4 protein-coding genes and 1 pseudogene are annotated in these 18,748 nt (G+C 44.9%); 2 read left to right on the top strand and 3 right to left on the bottom strand.

Features of this window, described 5'->3' with window-relative positions; genetic code table 11:
- Position 1: 1 nt before the first annotated feature.
- From MA_RS22440 to MA_RS29070, 3 genes and pseudogenes are all read right to left on the bottom strand, one after another.
- Entirely contained in the window at positions 2 to 904 is a 903-nt protein-coding gene (locus tag MA_RS22440) for a hypothetical protein (protein ID WP_011024179.1), read from the bottom strand.
- 112 nt (positions 905 to 1,016) lie between these two features.
- Positions 1,017 to 6,470: a PKD domain-containing protein gene (locus MA_RS26120; protein ID WP_011024178.1), complete on the bottom strand. Its 5,454-nt coding sequence runs from the start codon at positions 6,468 to 6,470 to the stop codon at positions 1,017 to 1,019.
- A gap of 2,020 nt (positions 6,471 to 8,490) precedes the next feature.
- Positions 8,491 to 8,827 (bottom strand): annotated as a pseudogene (locus tag MA_RS29070) (IS481 family transposase); the annotation flags it as partial.
- 1,365 nt (positions 8,828 to 10,192) lie between these two features.
- Between MA_RS29070 and MA_RS22425 the strand changes: the two are divergent.
- Entirely contained in the window at positions 10,193 to 16,549 is a 6,357-nt protein-coding gene (locus MA_RS22425; RefSeq protein ID WP_011024176.1) for a cobaltochelatase subunit CobN, read from the top strand.
- Between the two features lie 618 nt (positions 16,550 to 17,167).
- Positions 17,168 to 18,661 (top strand): PQQ-binding-like beta-propeller repeat protein, encoded by a 1,494-nt coding sequence (locus MA_RS22420; protein ID WP_011024175.1) that lies wholly within the window; start codon positions 17,168 to 17,170, stop codon positions 18,659 to 18,661.
- Positions 18,662 to 18,748 lie beyond the last annotated feature (87 nt).

Here is an 18,748-nt window from a genome sequence, read left to right as displayed (position 1 = left end):
CTCATTTTTTTGATCTTGAGTAAATTACCACAAAAAAAACGAAAACTGATATCGAATAGATGAATCCGAACCCGGGAAGGGTACTGTTTCCTGTACTGTTACCTGTATCATTTTTACTTTCATCAGCCTCCTCATCAGAGTTTATGAGATTATCCTGTCTATCGGAAGTTTCGGAACTTGAGATTTCTACCTCCTTTTTTAAGGAGGAGTTTTCATCAGCGGAGTTTTTCATTTCCTCCGCGGTTTCATTAGGATCTTCCTGTATTACTGACATGGTGCTACTGTCCGATTGACTCAGAGGATCTGAAGTTTTGACACTATCTGAAGTTTCGACATCGCCCTCGACAGATGTATTTTCTTCCGAATCTCCGTCATCTTCTTCCGAATCTCCTCCATCTTCTTCCGAATCTCCTCCATCTTCTTTCGGATATTCCGCTCCTTCGAGGATGATCGTATTCTCAGAGTCGTCATCCATTTTGGATACTGTGACGGTGATTCCGGTAGATCCGCCTTCGAGCCCTTTTAAGGTAAGGACTGCAAGTTCTACATCTTCCGCCTCTCCGTCTATGGCTTCCTGAAGGTCGACTGCTTTTAACTTCACGGAGGAAGCAGGAAGCTCGGACACATCAGTCAGACTCGCCCACTCGGGAAAGTTAACGGCTTGTATTTCAGCGACATCCGGATCATTCAGTTCCACGGTCAGCTTATAACCAGAAAGTCCTTCAGGCAGGCTATCCGCACTCAGAGACAGCTCACAGATTTCCCCGGTCCCCAGGGAAATTTCCTCCGATGGCTCTATTATAAGAGAAGGAGAAGCTTCTGCAAGTCCAGTACAGATCAGGGCAGAAAGAAGGGTAGCAAAAGCTAAAAGTATTGAAATTAAAACTCCGGACCTTTTTTGCAAAGAATCACCTCACTATAAATATATTTTAAATAAAAGAAAGGAAAAAGTTGTGGGAAATTTGAGAAAAATTTTCTCTATTCCCCTTGTTTTTTCATTCCCTTTTTCTCCTCAATCAGATCATTGCAAACATGTCCACTACATCATCAAAGTCTATCCTTCCGTTTCCGTTGAAGTCAAAGTACTCCACCGGCATGTTTTCCTCTATCCAGTCCATGTTGTGGAAGTATGCCACTACATCTACGAAGCTGAACTCCCCGTTTCCGGTAAGATCTTCGTAGAGTCCGTCTCCGTCAAGGTCCCTGGGGGCATATTCCTGGCCCGGCAGTGGGGACAGAAGGGTCACCTCAATTTTTCCTGTTAAAAATGTCGGCTCGATGACGTTTCCTGAATCGTCATCCAGACGGTCAACTCCTATGGATAGGTTCGCAGATCCTTTCTCCTTCCCAGAAACCGTGAGAGTGGCAAGCACAACATCTGCTGCTCCTTCCTTAACGGCATCTTCTCCGTCAACAGCCTTCAGGTAGATAGAAGTCGCTGGCAGGGAAGAGTTTTCAGTAATAAGAGCCCAGGAAGGGTACTCGATGTCGACTATCTCAGCAACAGCCGGGTCGTCGAGAGTAACGGTCATGTTGTAGCCTGAGAAACCTGCAGGGAAATTGCTGGCAATGATACTTATTTCAGTAGATTCGTTTTCTGCAACTGAGGAATTTTCAGGGTCGAAATAGAGAGTAACGGTTGGCCCGGAAGCTTCGGAAACTTCTATGTAATCCGATTTTAACTCAAAGTCAGAACCAGCTTCACTTTCCACAGTCAGATTTACAGTGTAATTTCCGGCTGATGTGTACGTATGAGAGGGGTTCTGCTCAGTTGAGTTTGCTCCGTCCCCGAAGTCCCAGAACCAGGAAGTTGGGGAACCTGCGGACTGGTCCGTGAAATTCACAGTAAGAGGAACAGTCCCGCCGGTTACGTCAGCAGTAAACATAGCAATAGGTTCTGCAGGAGTAGAAGATTCAGATACCATGATATAATCGGTCTTCACCTCGGAATCGCTTCCAGCTGCATTGGCAACCGTAAGGTTGACCGTGTAATTTCCGGCTGAAGTATAGGTATACGAGGGATTCTGCTCAGTACTGTCAATCGAACCGTCATTATCAAAGTCCCAGGCCCACGATGAAGGTATACCTGTAGATTCATCTGTGAAGTTGACTGTCAGCGGAGAATCACCTGAAGTAGGAGTTGCTGTGAAAGCTGTAATGGGTGGTGCTGGGAGAGGTTCACTGACGATGATATACTCTTCTTTCACCTCGGAGTCACTGCCGCCTGCATTCGTGACCGTAAGATTGACTGAATAATTTCCTGAAGTTGCGTAGGTATACGAGGGATTCTGTTCAGTACTATCTACATTACCGTCATTATCAAAGTCCCATGCCCAGGAAGTAGGGCTGTACGTTGATTGGTCGGTGAACTGGACAGTTAATGGGGCATATCCGGAAGTCACATTGACAGAAAATTCGGCGGCAGACACCGGCAAATATGCTGTATTAATTACGCCAACGGCCTCCAGATCCAGACCCCCGGATCCCCAGGTAACCCACGCATCGTAGATGGGATTTCCAAGAGAATCCTTGAAGAAACCGTTGCCAGGTATGTCGACTACTCTCACGTAGTTGATATCGTTCAGATCCACACTACCGTTCAGGACCTCTGTTGTGTTCTCCAGGCAACTGAGATCGAACGGTGTACCCCACGAATTACCATAAGCATTGACATGCTTTCCCACCAGATTGGTCACATTGGTAGGATCAATTGTCCCATAACCTCCCACCAAACCAGGCGTCAGCGAGACAGCCGGGAAACGCACAAAGGTGATGTTATCTGTGGATACCTCCACGAAGGCTAACTCGGCAAATATCCCTGAACCACTCATGAAACCATTCTCAAAGAGAGCCAGGTCGGGACCATCACCGTTAGCAATAGGCACATCAAATCCGAAAGTTACCGAACCCGGCTGCTCGCCGGCCAGGAGCTGACTCTCTTCAAGGTCTCCCAGGGAAACGATATCCATGTTGCTTCCAGTCACAGGGCCGAGAGCCTTGGCGGGGTCAGCAAAATTTGGGTTGATGCTCTGATTGGCAAGCGAATAATCGACGACAACGGAAGCCCATTCCAAGAATGCCGGATTAACCACGTTATTAGGCCCGCTACCCAAGCACTTACCATCACCATCAGGCCCAACGAAACCAGGTATAGCGGGGTCAGGAGCACCGGGGTTAGTGTTATTCATGGAAGTAGAATAACTATTCACCAGGGACTTTGAGACCTCGACAAGGTCCACTTTCACCTCAGAATCACTACCTGCAGCCCCGGTTACTGTAAGGTTGACAGTATAAGTACCGACTGCAGCATAGGTATGTGAGGGGCTCTGTTCAGTGCTATCAACAGTTCCGTCGTTGTCAAAGTCCCATGCATAGGAAGAGACAGTACCGGTTGATGCATCGGTAAAGTTCACTGTCAGTGGGGCATTTCCAGATGTAGGCGTTGCTGTAAAGTTGGCAACCGGAGATTCAGGCAGAGATTCGCTAACAACAATATATGCATCCTTCACCTCGGAATCGCTTCCCTCTGCACTGGTCACGGTGAGGTTGACAGTGTAACTGCCTGCATTGTCATAAGTATGGATCGGGTTCTGCTCAATGGAATCCACGTTTCCGTCGTTGTCAAAGTCCCATTCCCAGGCTGTGATGCCTTCTCCAGTTGATTCGTCGGTGAAGCCGACAGTCAGGGGAGCTTCTCCTGAACTCACATTGGAGCTGAATTTTGCTTCAGGGAGAAGTACTTCTGCTTCTTTGAAAGCGTAAAGTTTTCCGCTTCCTGTACTGAATACCATATCGTCTGCAACTGCCGGTGAGCCTCCACAGCCTTTATAACTCCAGATCACTGCTCCTGTTTCTGCATCAAAAGCATAGAGTGTTGAAGAGCCAGTAAAAAGTCCTTCAGCTGCCCCTCCTGTAAAGACTTTTCCATCCGCAACAGCAGGTGAACATACCCAGTCTCCTATATTCTCAGAAGAATCAGTTACCCATATTGTTTTCCCGTCAGAGGCATTCAGGCAATAGGTATTGAGGTCACTGTATCCTGCCGTACCCGCCGACAAATAGACTTTTCCATTTACCACAGCTGGTGTTGAATCCGTAGGGGGTATATCGGGTCTTCCCCATATTTCATGTCCGTCGGTCAGGTCAAGCTTGTAGAACCCATCCTCTGTCCCGAAACTGTAAATAGAAAGGTAGAGCCCTTCCTCGGTAACTGTTATGGACCCGCACGGGTTGCTTGATAACTCTTCATTTTCCCATATCAGTTCTCCAGTGGTTGCATTTACGCAGTAGACTGCATTTACGGTAGTCCATCCTGAAAGATATACCCTGTCATCTTTGTAAGCAGGAGTAGACTGTGCATAGAGCCCATCTATCTTGAAAGTCCACAGAAGTTCTCCCGTGTTTTCATCAAGACAGTAATAATTTCCTCCGTCCCAGTCGCTGGCAAATACCTTTCCATCTCCTATTGAAGGGCCGCCGTTACATGATGCAAGTTCACTCGGGTTCTGGAATGTCCAGATGATATCTCCGGTGGAAGCATTTACACAGTAAGTGTTTTTCCCTGCAGATGCGAAAACCTTTCCATCATCGTAAGCAGGACATGACCATGAACCCCATTCCGGAGCCATAACGGTTACATTCCAGATTTCTTCTCCCGTGTTCTCGTCAAAGGCAACAAGCTGGCCCTCGGAAGTCAGAGGGTTACCATAGTCATCGACAGGGCCGTTGCAGAGCCCGAAGACCATTCCTTCGGCAATAACCACGCTTGAACTCGGAACAAGGGAATACGTATTATTAAGAGGCTCGGCAATCCATGCAAGGTCAGCGCTGTCAGGAGCATCAGAGCTACTATACCCGCTGTGCTGTGCGTCTTTGTGGAACTGGTACCATGTATCGTCGGAAACTACAGTTTCTTTAACTGTGATCATTTCCGGAATTTCCAGGACATCACTACCGTTTTCGTTGCTGACAGTCAGTTTAACGGTATAGCTACCTGCATCGTTATAGGTATAGCTTGGGTTCTGTTCGCTTGAGTCCACGTTTCCGTCGGAATCAAAGTCCCATGCCCAGGTGGTAATTCCATCGCCCATGGAAAGATCGGTGAAGCTGACAGTTAGAGGTGCTTCTCCAGAAACGGGTGTCGCGCTGAAGTCAGCGGTAGGTGCTTCAGGAACCTGCAAATCAGGAGTTGTGAGTCCGAAGATGTATTTGTTGTCGGTTCCGTAATAGACCCAGCCATCAGAGATTGCGACTCCCGGAAGAGAAAAGTCTGTTTTGCCACTTTCGACGTAACTCCAGACAAGTTCAGGGCTCGTTGAACCTGGTAAGTCCTTGAGACAGTACACGCCCCCTATGGGTTTTGCGTTTACCGTGAAGTATATGTAGACTTCTCCGTCCCCATTGTCGTAGTATGTGGAGATTGCCGGGGAAGACTGAACTAGACCTGTGCCGCCAACAGGGTAATTCCAGATCACGCCGGTCAGATCGGCATCAAGGCAATAAACCCCATTTCCATTGGCTTTCATTATTTCTCCCGAACCTATGTAGATTCTTCCGTTGTAATAGGCAGGAGTTGTGGTAGAGGTATAGGCAATGTTTACACTGTGTTTGTCGGATGTCTTAAAGGTCCCGTCGGCAGGGTTAAAACCAAGAGCAAAGCAGTATCCTCCCGTAGACGTGAAGTAGACTCTTCCCAGGTCTTCAACATAAAGGATTGAGGATCGGATTTCTTTACAGTCTACCCCGAACTCTTCAGAGACATTTATTTCAGCAATGTCAGTTCCAGTATCCTTATTCACGGAAACAATGTGTCCATCATTGTCTCCATAAACGAGGTAGTCCCCGATTACTGTAGCTCCTGCCCAATAGTAGGGCCCCTGACTGCTTACTTTAGTCGTTGCAGGGCGGCTCCAGACTTGGTTGCCGTTTTCGTCCAGGCAGAAATAATTGCGGGATTGTCCCATTGCTTCCCCGAAGTAGATTTTGCCGTCAGAATAAGTAATAGGAGTATCAATCTGATTATATGTGTAGCTGCTTACGGTTTTATTCCACTTTGGGCTACCTGTTTGCGCGTCAAAAGCAAAAATCTTCCCATTGGACGTTGGCACAAAGACTGTTCCGTTTCCAACTGCTGCGTTCCCGATAAGGAAGCCGAGACTCCCACTTGTGGATTCTTCCCAGACAAGTTCGCCTGTGGTCCTGTTAAAAGCATAGATGTGATTGTTACCCGCCAGAGCATACATCATGTCTCCGGCCACTATAGGAGCCGAATCAACGTTTGCTCCCAGTTTATACTCCCAGGAAAGTGTGGAGTTCATAGGGTCCGTTATAGGGGCCCTGTCTGCAGTTACACCTGTGTTATAGACATCTCTCTGGAACTGAGCCCAGTCGGAGCCCAGTACCGGCTGAGCAGCCGTCACCAGGAGCAATGTTAGACAAATCAGAAATATTTTCAATGTATGTTTGTTCATATTTTAGTTTCTCCTATTTTCTCATAGGGTTCAGCCGGTCTGCGCGGAAATCCAAGATTGCCTGAAAATTAAGGAATTTTTTGATCGGGCAAAGTTTTCTACTTCAAGAGCTTTTCGGACCTTTGAAGGGAGCAGAGGCGGCCTGTTAATCTTTTTCTTTTTTCTACTTTGCTTTTTTTGACTTCTTTTGAATTTTATATTTTCCTACTTGAATATGGAATTAAAAATCCAAAAAAATATAATGTATTCCCGTTTCGGTAAAGACGTTTAATGTTCGTCAAATTTTTCCCGGAGGCATGCCAAACATCCTTTTTATTAGAGGAAAAATTTGGACATGGAGCGCCAAACATCCTTTTTATTAGAGGAAACTTTTGGACATGGAGCCGTGTAAAGTAAAAAAATATGTTCAGTAGTTTCTTATCTTTTTGAGACCTCCTCTGTTTTCATGGGGTTGGCGGTTGTCCTATACGAAAGAATGCCTTCTGCACTTCAGGCATCAGGCTGCGAAAGGATGAGGTTTCGGACCTTTTCGAAGCGTTTGGAACAACCGGTTTTTTGAAGGATTTGGAAAGACTGTTCCGGAAATTTTTCTGTTTCCGAAATTTTTTACCTGTACCTTCAAGAGTTGGAATGAAAATTCATTTTTTAAGTTTAGGAATTTGTCGAATATATCTTTCTCAAACAGTTAACTGTTAAGCTTTCTTACAGATAAAAATATTTGGCTAATGACCCTTAGCTTTATTACTAACAACGATATCCCCAATTGCGAAAAAAATTAGAGAGTTCTTCGGGATTTTTTCTTTCCCTATTTTATTCAGTCCCCTAACTTTACAGTATTTTTAGTACTGAAAAAACCGGATTTTGAATCATATATACGGCATTATTTTCAATGGTGGTTTAATTTTTCCACACTTTGGCCAGTTTAAGAGTCGAATCAGTACATGAATTAAGGGAATGAATTAGTCAACATATAGATCAGATTGATGAATATCCAGTCATTCTTATATGGAAAATATAAACTGGAAGAAAGGGACGAAATGCCTGGAAGAATCATAGTCTAAAAGAAAGAAGAATTAATCAAGAATCGATGAACTGGTACTGTGATACCAAAGCACGTTCATAAGCCTTTGTTTTGCATAGATCTATTGATCAATGAATTTTCTATTAACCAATGGATCTATTTTGGAATCGATGCACTAGAAATATTTCAAGTATGACATTGTACAAAGCTGTGTAGCACATCACGCTTGAAGAAGCTGAATCCATGAAATGAGCATGTTAGTGAGGACTGTCAAAGTCAGGTTAACAATCTATGTCATGTTAACAATTTATTATTCTAAATCAAAATTCATAACTCGTATGGAGGGTAAGATGTAACTTTAACTATAGTTGCATTTTCATAATAAAAGCACAGGATGGGAGAATAGTTTTCGTAACTTATGGAATTGTTCGACTTGAATAGACTCCTCCTTCATCCCTACTGCTCTCCGACAATTTAACATGTTATAGTTTTGATGAAATGTCCCCAAAAGTTGGAGGATATTTCTGAAATGCGAAGTTTTGCGCTGAAATTTTTATGATGGCTGGCCATTATCTACTTTTATGACTCTATCAAGGACAGTCGGAATTACTGTTAGTTACGAAAATTTTATATTTCCTGATTTCATAATCTTATTTCTCCTATGTTTTCATAGGGGTTTGGTTAGCCTGTGCGGAATCTCGGTCACGTCCAGATTAGGGTGTGTCCGGGAAAGGAATTCGGACCTCCTTGAAGCGGCAGGCTAACCGTTATCCCGAAAATGTGAGAATGATAAGGAAGATTGGGGACTTCAACAAAGGAGCCATTGCTTGTTTCGATCCCATTTCCAAATTTTGCCCAATATTTTGAAAAAAAATTCATGGAACTATTTTTGTTTTGTCCTGAAATCATTTTACCTTGAAACTTTTTTCCTTTTGTCTATCTTTTCACCACCCAAACAATCCCCTCCGATTCTGAATTTTGCTTCTATTGGCAATCTATTTTAAACTCACGATCCCATGAATCATTCTTATTGGTTCTGTGAGCTCCGAACTCCCTTCCATGATCCATGATTCATGATCCATGATGAGCTCTCTTAAAGGGCATACGCCTCAGTATTCTCTGACAGGTTCATTAACTGCTTTAATGGTGTTCTTCGTGTTACAATGAACATATTCTCCACCTGCAATTCTCATTTCCTGATAAATCGTCAGGAATGGTACAGACTTGCAGCCCTAACTCGGAGTTTTTCATGCCAATCGATGTTTGCAGCAAACATGCTGCGTTCATGTTCGTATCTGCACCATTTTCTCAGTTTGGTTCTCTTTTTTGAGGATTTTTGAAAAACGCTATCGGGAGAATATTGTTTCTCAAAAAATACTGCGGAATATAGGCCCATAACAGAATTCAATCCATAACTATCTACTCAGTATGAACCTTGCCAACCTTGCCCATGAAAACTGAAAAAAAGAAACAGAGAAGATTTTGATAAAAATTGAATACTACGTTTTTTGGTCTCTGAATACACCATATAGCTATTTTTGACTCCTGCACAGAAATCCAATAAATTCATGTTAGGACGAAAATCGATGGCAAGAAAAATAATGATTATACGAAAAATACTGCGAAAAGTGGGTTTACAAGAAAGAGAATTTAATGCTTAACCGATGACCAACGAAGGGGATTAGAGTTCATGCGGAAAATACCGATCCTCAGCCTCTTCCGCATAAACTCCTGATGCATTAGTTATTCCCTGCCTTTTTCATACAGGGTTTAACTGGCACTTATGTAGGAAGCGTCTGGGAAGTATAAGCTCAACTTTTGTTCCCTCTAAGTTCGCTATGTGGTTACAATAAGTTTAACTGTCTTACACTTCTACTTCCGACAATTACGTATCTAAGTCACAGGATATAAATCTAATAAAAATGATAATAAGTTTGAACCTTAAAGGTAATATGATCAAAATCTCTTTGAAGCTGCTTTCATCACTTCACACCGATGAGCTAATGCAATAAATCTGATTTTTTTTACATCTTTTTGGGAATACTCAATAAGTATGTACTACGATTTTAAGCTGGTAAACATATGATCCAGCTCTCTTACATAAGAAAATATTTTTGCAACAAGGTGAATACTGGATTAATGTTCTGATAGCTGTAAACCCAAAAATCCCATGTGATTATAAATAATTACTTCGAAAATATTATCAATAACCCAGTTATCTAACAACGGTTGGTTTGAGAATTTTTCATCCTCGTAGCAAACTAACGGGGTATTCGACGGAAGGAAATTGACTGTGTAACTTAAAAAACTAATGTTTATGATCCAAAAACTGCTTTTTTTATATTTTCTTTTCTTATGGTTCAACACAAGTCAATAGTTTTAGAGGAACCGGTTGACGATACTGCTTTATGGTATTCCGGCTTTTAGCTTAAGTTCCGGCTGTAAATTCTCTGAAAATATGTTAAACTCAGGTGGCTGTGCACTTTAAGTTGGGAAGAATCACTTGTCTGTTACTTTTGTTTCTGTCCCCTGTAAGATCTCGAGAAATTTCCAGTTTCATTTTTTGAAACCTGGCTTTGCTGGACTTTTCACGTAACAAGGTTCCATATAATATTCAACATGATCGAAGATGGAAAAAAGGTGTTTGAGACCCCGGTAATATTCTTCCGGATTCCAGGGATTAACATCGCTTGGGGATAACATGAGTAAAATTAAATACAGTTTATTGTTACTAATTGCACTGTTTGTTTTTTTGCTTGTACCGGCTGTTTCAGCTTCGGAAAATCAGATAAATGTAATGTATGTGGGTTACGGAGAAAATTACGCCCTGAAAAAAGCCAGCACTACGAATGAGTATAGTGAGTACATAAATTTCACTAATGTCAATGCATACGGCTCCTCCTATGCGGCCAGCTCTTCCCTGCTGAATGCAGCTGAAAGCGGGCTTATCGAAGAACAGGATGTTATATTATGCGATATGCTTTACAGTCCCATATATGATAGTGTAGAAGACGCATTAAAAAGAGCCCATGACAACGGAACCGTTTTTGTGGATATCCGGTCTGAAAATGAGCCCGAATTTTTTGATTATGTATACAGGGACTCGCGAAAAAACCCTGTTCGCTACTATTATGACAGAATGGGAGGCAGTGGAACAGGCCTTGATTATGCAGAAAAATTGCTTATCTGCCTTGCAAAGGACTATGCAAACCGGTCGGATATCACTGCCGAATGGAACGTAAGCCTCATTAATCAGGCGGACTGGGCAAAAATAAAAATCCTTTATCTGGGGCACAACGGGTGCCCTTCTCTGGAACTGGCAAACCAAACAAATCGTTACAGAGACGATATCGAGTTCCAGGTCCTTGAAGCTTACAACGAGGCAGGAGACGGCCCCGGTGACGAACTGAAAACTGCAGCCGCGAGCGGGATTCTGGAAGAGCAGGATATCCTGATCTGTGATAATCTTTCCAGTTCAATTTACAATTATGACTCAAACCTGTTTTCTGATATCTGCAACGCTGGAGTTTATATTGTAAATATTGAGCCCCAGGATCATGCATTGACCTGGAAAAATTTTTTTAATTATGTGTATGCTTATGAAACCAACGAAACAACTTCCGGGCAGTTTGGGGGACCGGTAGACTATGATACTACTATCGGTTATTACTATGACAACATGGGCATCGATACCGGAGAAGAAAAAAACAACGCGGAAAACCTGTTGATCTACCTCTCCAAAGAATACGGCTTCCGCCCGATATTAACAGAGGACTGGACTTTCGAAGACCTGGACGAAATCAAAATTATGTATCTGGGCCCGGAGTCAAACGATGCCCTTGAGCTGGCGGCCAACAACAGCCGATACAGCAATTTGATTGAGTTTACCAACATCAAGGCATACGACAGTAGCGGAGATCCCAGCGCTGATCTGCTGTCAGCAGCAGAAAGCGGACTGATCGAAGAACAGGACCTGATATTCTGTGACCGGTTTTCATCTTCAATCTACGGGACCCTGAATGATACCTTCTGGCAGGCGCACACAGAGGGAACGGCTTTTGTAAGCTTCAATTCCTCAGGCACTCCTTCTTATTTTGATTATGTTTCCGATGGCCTTGCCGATGACCCTATTTGTAATTTATATCGCTATATGGGCACTGATGGGACGGTCCGGCAGAAGAACGCCGAATACCTCCTGCACTATCTTGCGGAAAACTATGCTAACCGCCCGGAAATAACCAATGACTGGGATCTGGTTCATATAGCGTACCTGGGCTATGGAGCCAACTCTGCCCTTGAACTTGCAGAGCAGACAAACCCTTATAGCTCCGGTATCGAACTTTTGAACCTTAATGCATATAACGGCAGTTCAGGCCCGAGTGATGAGGCATTAATTGCTGGAGAATCCGGGCTTTTGGAAATGCAGGACGTTGTTGTATGTGATATGTTGAGCAGCGATATCTATGAAGCCCTCGGGGAATATTTAGAAAAAGCACATGCAAACGGGACGACAGTCATAGATATCTATTCATTTGATCCACCATCCCTTGCTCCTGACTATGTGGATTATGCTTACGACGGTTCGGAGAACAATACCTTTTGCAGTTACTTCCTCAATATGAGTGCAGAAACAGATGAAGGGCTCGAAAACGCCGAGAACTTGCTGATCTATCTCTCAAAAACATACGGCAAGAACCAGGACCTTACCGGAGACTGGTCATATATCGAAAGTTCCGGAAGCAGTATCCCGATGGTGGGGCTCTATTATCCCGGCTCTGAAAACGAGTCCTTTTATTTTGAGGACACTTCAACATACCTTGCCTGGTACGAGCTTGGTGCTGAAAGCCACAGGAGCTATGACCCTGAAAGGCCCACCATCGGGATCTGGTTCCATAGGACTGACATTCAAAACGGATATACCGGAGTTGTTGATGCCCTGATCCGGGATCTTGAAGACAGGGACTGTAATGTGATTGCAGGTTTTGACACTTTCGACAACATCACGGAGTATTACTGTGATGAAAGCGGGGCCCCCCTGGTTCAGTGCATGATTTCCCTTAAAAGTTTCAGGCTAAATTACAACAACCCCGAACAGGGAATTGAAGAACTTGAAAATCTCAATGTTTCGGTCCTGAGGGGTATTGTGGTTGAAGAAATAGAATATGAGGACATTGCAGACAGCAGCCGCGGGATTCCTACCGATCAGGTCGTCCGCAAAACTATCAGCCCTGACATGGACGGGATCTTCGAATATATTGTTCTTGGCGAGAGTGAAAAAAACAGTACCACCGGTTTTTATGAGTACGTCCCGATGCCTGCCCAGGTAGATTGGATTACGAACCGCTCCATCAAATGGGCCGAGCTCAAGCGCAAGGAGAATTCCGAAAAGAAAGTCGTAGTAATCTATTACAACTATCCTTCAGGCAAAGATAATGTCGCAACTGCAAGCTATCTTGACGGCGTAACAAGTCTATGTAAACTTCTTGAGGTTATGAAGGAAAACGGCTATGACATAGATTATGTCCCTGAAGATTCGGACGAACTTCTGGATCGGTTAATGCTTCAGGGCTACAACGCAGGGTCCTGGGCCGAAGGTATGCTCGATAACCTCGTGGAAAACAGGGAGGACTGGGGTGTTGAACTGGTTCCCATAGAAACCTACCACAAATGGTTTGAAACCCTTCCCGAAGAGCTTCAAACCTCTGTGGTAGAAAAATGGGGAGAGCCCTGGAATAAATCCGATGAGATGGACTCCAGCCCCATGATATGGGAAAACAGTAGTGGAAGATATGTTGTACTCCCGGCCGTCAGGTGCGGAAGTGTCTGGCTTATGCCTCAGCCTGCAAGAGGATTCTTCCAGGATGAGGAGGCTCTGTATCACAGCAGTGAGACCCCACCTACTCATCAGTACATTGCCTTTTACATGTGGTTAAATAACGAGTTCAAGGCGGATGCAATAATCCATATGGGGACCCACGGCACCCATGAATGGCTGCCCGGCCAGGCCTGCGGGATGAACAGGACGAGTGAATGGTCCCCTATTTTGCTCGGGGACCTTCCCAATATCTACCCCTATATCGTGGCTAATGTGGGAGAGGGGCAGACTGCAGAATATCGTGGAAATGCCCTTATTATCGACCACCTTACTCCTACTATGGAAAGGGCAGGGGCATACGCGGAACTGGAAAACCTCACAAGGCTCATGCAGGAATATTACGGGCTCGAGATGAACACTCAGACCAAAGTTGCCTACCAGGCGGAGATTATTGAAGAAATGGACAGCCTGTCCCTTGACGAGGAACTCGGAGTCAACACAACCGAACTGATTGCCTATAACACCACCGAGTTTGATCTCTTCGTAAGGGACGTTCTGCATCAGTACATTGAAGATATCGAGGGAGATTACATCGCCTATGGAATGCACGTCCTATCCGAGGTTCCTTCCTGTAACAGCCTTGACCCTCAGGAGGACGAACTTACTGACGTTATCAGAGCCCTGCTGGGCAGCAGCTTTGAGGCTAATTTGACGAATGCCTTTTATCAGGAGTATCCGGAAGGGATACCTGAGAATGATACGAAGGTCAATAACCTGATCTGGGAAGTGATACGTGACGGAACGGATGTTCAGGAAGCTCAGAACCTGGTCTACGGCCGGAGTGACCCCCTGGTAAGTTCGGACCTTGAACGGGGGCTCGGATATCTGGACTCGGTACTTGAACCCGATGATTCGGAACTGTTCTCTCTCGTCAAGCTAATCGTGGGAGAAGAACTCAGAGCTGATCTCGAAACCGCATTCTATTCAAATACCACCGGATACCCGGAAGGAATCCCGGAAAACGATACGAAACCGGATGATCTTCTCTGGAAAGTGGTTTGTGAGAGTGCAGACTCTGAAGAAGCCCAGAACCAGTTATACGGCTGGAACAATTCCTCGGTAACAGCAGATCTCGAATTCGGGGCTGATTACAAAGACCAGATCCTTTATCCCCACTGGGATGAACTGGCATACATGGTCCGTTCAATGCTCGGGAGCTCTTTTGAATCTCGAGTCGAAGCGGCTTTCTATTCGAATACCACGGAGTATCCGCTGGGAGTTCCCCTTACTGACACAAAGGTCGACAGGATGATCAGGGAAGTGATCGTCATGGATTCCAACCCTGAAGAGGCACAGCTGGCCGTCTATGGGACCACAAACGACACTATAAGCGAGGACCTGCTTACCGGGCTTGAGTACAAACAGAGACTTCTGGATTCGGATGTGGAACTGGAGCGTATTCTTTCTGCCCTCGACGGCTGCTATATCCCTCCTGGGCCCGGAAACGATCCGGTATCCCGGACGGATGCCGTCCCCACCGGCCGAAACTTTTATGGAATAAACCCGGAGCTCTATCCCTCGGAAGCCACCTGGAAGATGGGAAAACTCCTGGCCCAGGGGCTGCTAGTGGACTATTATGAGAAATATGGAGATTATCCTCACAAAGTTGCATTCTCCAGGTTCGGGGTGGACTTTATTCAGGACCACGGGACCCTTGAAGCCGAGATTCTTTACCTGCTGGGGGTAAAGCCTGTCTGGGACGATAACGGTGTAGTCCAGGGAGTGGAACTGATCCCGGAAGAAGAGCTTTTGCCCAGCTACGATTCTTCAATGCCCGGAAGACCGCGGATAGACATTGTTTACGTAACGGCCGGGATGAGGGATGCTTTTCCGGATAAAATCGAGATGGTTGATGATGCGGTAAAGCTTGCAAACCTTGCACCGGCTGGCAACTATCCGAACTATGTGAATGAAAGCACGCAGGCACTCTACGACGAACTATATGAAGAATACTTAAATGAGACCGGAAACGCCACGGAGGCTGCCGCTCTTGCGGAAACCCTTTCTACCATGCGCTGTTATGCCGTGAAAGACGGGACCTACGAGCTCGGGGTATCCAACCTGGTAGAGGCCAGCGGAAACTGGGACGATGAGGAGGCGATTGCGGAACTTTACCTGAACACCATGGGGTATGCTTACGGAAGCGAAATATGGGGTTATGAAAGTTCGGAGCTTTTTGCCCAGAACCTTGCGGATGTGGACGCCAGCGTCCATTCCTCGACATCAAACCTCTACGATGCTTTTGATAACGATGATTTCTTCCAGTATTTCGGAGGCCTGAACCTTGCGGTCTACTACCTTACCGGGGAATATCCCGAGATGTATGTCTCGGATACCAGAGACGCGGATGGCGCTGAAATGGTCACCCTGCAAGAATACCTCAGTAAAAACCTGCGTTCCACTTACTTTAACGACAAGTGGATAGAAGGCATGATGGGATCCGGGTACTCCGGTGCCTCCATGTTTTCCGAGTTTGTAGATAATGTCTGGGGCTGGGAGGTCACCACTGACCTCATCAGCGACGAGGTCTGGGAAAATATCTATGAGACCTATATCGATGACCCTGAGATGCAGGAATGGTTTGATGACAACAGCCCCGGATCATTCCAATCAATCACGGGAAGGATGCTGGAAGCTGCCCGCAAAGGTTACTGGGACTGTGACTCCGGGACTCTTGAGAGTCTTGCAACAGCATATGCCGAGTCTGTTGCAGAAAACGGGGCAACCTGCTGTCATCATACCTGCGGGAACGTCCTTCTCACCGAATTTGTGGAAGGTCTTGTATCCATACCCGGCTTCAGTCAAGCAATGGAAGATGCTACAACATCCAGTGAACTCGATAACAAAGATCCTACAACGCCCAGTGAACCTGAGGAAGAGGAAAATAAGTCCCATTCTGGCAGTAGCACTGGGAAAGCCGAAGTTGTTTCCGGCTCGGGAAACCAGACGCAAGCAGACATTTCGGATGTAGGGTACGGCACGGACACAAGCCAGCCTGTCCCGGACACACAGAAAACGGGGGACTCCAATTATATTGAAGGGTATGAGATGCAAAAAGAAGCCATCCAGAAAGAAAGTCCCTCTTCGGGGATGTCTTTTTCAGGAGCCGATATCGTGGGGGTGCTCTTTGTAATTGCAAGTCTCAGTGCAATCTATATAGGGATAAGAAGAAAGAAACTCTGACCTTCGATTGAAAGGTCAGGTTTCACTTTTTTCTTTTTCATACTCTTGTCATTGAAAAAAGTGTTTTCAAGCTTCTGTATTTTTATTACCTTTGCAGAGCTTAACACCTGAATTTTCTGGATTTTTTTCGTATCAATTTTCATATACTTTTTGACCCGGAAAAAATTCCCCAGTTAAAAATATTTAAGTTAAAAATATTTGATTTGTTTAAGAACCAGTTAAAAAATTCGCAACTAAAAAGAAATTGAATAAATGCTTATTCTGAAAGATAACGCTTGTTATTCAAATCCAATTCTATATCAAGTTTGTTTTAAAATAAACATTGATTTTCGAAATCCTGCTTTTTAAATTACAGCGTATGAAAACTCGATAACAGGGCTGAAAACTAAATTGAGGTTTAAGGATGGAAAAGTGATCTTTCCGGTATTTGTCAGGATCTCTCAGGTATCAGAACATAATGACAGGTTAGCTTTGCAGGCATTTTCTACATTCTGACTCTTTCCGGGAATTTTACCGCATCTGTTCCAAAGTTTTCTCCCTCTGACTATAGAATTTGTACGAACAATTTCGAGTAATTATATGAAAAATTTCAATCATTGGAATCGGGAAGGCTAAAATATGAATCTGAATGTAAAAATAAAATTTATTCCAGTTATTCTGTTTTTTCTGTTCATTTTATTACTTTCCTCAACAACCATGGCTTCTAACAATACCGATACCTGGAGCCAGTTCCATAAAGACGTTGCACACACCGGTTTCTCCTCGGGTGAAGCTCCTGATACTGATAAACTGCTCTGGGTAAGCGATCCTATCTGGGCAATTCCCAGCTCTTCGCCTGTTATAGCTGACGGGAAAGTCTTTGTCAAGTGTGGAGTAGACCACGCTCCCGACTCGATGTCAACAAATCCCGATGAATTAAGGATAGTGACCATTGATGAATTTACGGGCAATGTAATTTCTTCCGACGAAATAGGTCTGGTTACACCCTGTTGGTCTTCTCTTTGCTATGACAACGGAAAGATATGGTATGGACGGGCGGATGCTCTCAACGGTGGGGCAATGGTTGCAGATGGGAAAGTATTCGATAGTGATGGAGAATCTCACCATTATTACTGTAGGGACGCCGAAACCGAAGAGGAACTCTGGAACTTTACAGTTACCGGGGTTGCCATTGGCACACCAGCTTATTGCGAAGGAAAGGTTTACATGACAAGCGGGCCACTCTTTAGTTCTCCGGGTCACGTTTACTGCGTCGATGCGGAGAATGGGGACGAGCTCTGGAACCAGACGCTATCTTACGAGGCAGGCGGGTCTCCTGCAGTTTCTGAGGGGGTTGTCTATGCAACCACTTACGACGGAAATCTTTACGCCCTGGACGCCGAAGACGGTTCAATCCTCTGGAGTGAAACCGTTCCAAGCACCGATGTTTCTACCACCCCGGCTATTGCTTACGGTAATGTCTATATCTCGGGTGGATGCCCCGGATTTAGCACAATCGAAACTTACTGTTTCGACGCAACAACCCATGAACTGGTCTGGAATACTTCTGCCGAAGATAAGATCGGGGGCTGGACCGCATCAGTTGCGGTTGCAGATGGTATGGTTTTTGTAGGAAAATACGCCGAAGATGATTACTTCGGATACGCTGACACATATGCTCTCGATGCTTATACAGGGGATGTAGTCTGGAGTTATCCCTCTGGGGGCGCTTCACCTGCAATTTCCGACGGGATACTCTTCACAATTGGAGCTGACGGACGGGTCTATGCCTTTGCCGACCCTGAAGAAGTTTTGCCATCGGTTTCTATCAAGTGCAATATGTCCGATCTTGATTTTGGGTCTCTGGCTTCTGGCGAGAGAAGCGTCGTACACCTGAATATCACTAATGCCGGAAACTCTAATGTGACCATTTCAGCCGAACCTGAAGAAGGCAACACTCAGCTGTACAATGATTCGCTCTTCTTAGGGTCCAATTTCTGGAACCAATATTCACAGCTGATCTCAAGCCTAAACACGGAAGAAGTGGAACTCGTGCTTGATGTGCCTGCCGGATACGAAGGAGAGCTGGATCAAGCAGGAGAAAGTTTGATTTTCTGGGGGGAGGAGGTATAAAACCTGTTCTTTCTATCCCATATTTCAGGTGTGGAATACGTTATGAAATATCCCAAAGTCCCTCCTGACTTCATTATTTTAATTTTC

The sequence above is a fragment of the Methanosarcina acetivorans C2A genome (assembly GCF_000007345.1).
Lineage (GTDB): Archaea > Halobacteriota > Methanosarcinia > Methanosarcinales > Methanosarcinaceae > Methanosarcina > Methanosarcina acetivorans.
Note: the sequence above shows the minus strand (reverse complement) of the source record. Positions and strands in the feature narration are given on the sequence as shown.